The 761-nt window shown below is 38.6% G+C and carries 1 protein-coding gene; it reads right to left on the reverse strand.

The features are described from left to right. Positions 1 to 13 precede the first annotated feature (13 nt). Positions 14 to 691, reverse strand: a complete 678-nt coding sequence (locus VHA02S_RS24955; RefSeq protein ID WP_038899607.1) for a hypothetical protein — start codon at positions 689 to 691, stop codon at positions 14 to 16. Positions 692 to 761: the final 70 nt, after the last annotated feature.

Here is a 761-nt window from a genome sequence, read left to right on the forward strand (position 1 = left end):
GTTTGTTAGGCTTTTACTCTTTTTCTAGCTCAGGATCTATGTTGTCGTTAATATACTGGGACATTATTAGATCAGAAGCCATTACAACACCTAAAGCGGAGTTTATCTGTTTCTCGATGTCTTTTATCGGCGCCTTAAGTGACTGATTAGGATTGTGAATTAGAGTATGCCTGTATTCAAATAAACCTTGCAACGCAGTAATGTCTTCATGGGTTACTTCCGATTCAGACTCAGGCTTATCGGCAATTCTCCACTTCATGTTGCGAACTTGCTTAAGAAATGGCTTCTCAGTAACGATGGTAAATACTTTGTCGATATTATTTGTGTTTTGAAAGCTGTGGTTACTTGCGATTAACTCTAAAGGATGAATCCCTTTAGCATACATGGCAACTAGCTCATCTATTTTGTATGACTTGTCATGCAATTTTTTCAACTTACTTTCAAATGAACTCGGAGCGCACATTTTAAAAATAGCGTCCAAAATATCACGATAATAGACCTCAACGGCGGTAACTATATTAATAACATGGCTTTTGAGGATTGTTTCTTGGGTTTCAGTACTTGCTCGGAGTTCCGCTACTTCTCTTTGTGCTTTCTCAGTGGCTAAGTACATTTCCATAAACGTAGCAAAAGGTCTGTTGTTTCTGCTATCGCGAGCTTTTCTGTTCTCAATTATTTTATCGATATCCAATGTATACTCCTAAAGCCTAACGCCTTGTTAAGGTGTGAGGCACGCAATACCTAAGCTTCCGCATAACACC

The sequence above is a fragment of the Vibrio harveyi NBRC 15634 = ATCC 14126 = KCTC 12724 genome (assembly GCF_001591145.1).
Classification (GTDB): domain Bacteria; phylum Pseudomonadota; class Gammaproteobacteria; order Enterobacterales; family Vibrionaceae; genus Vibrio; species Vibrio harveyi.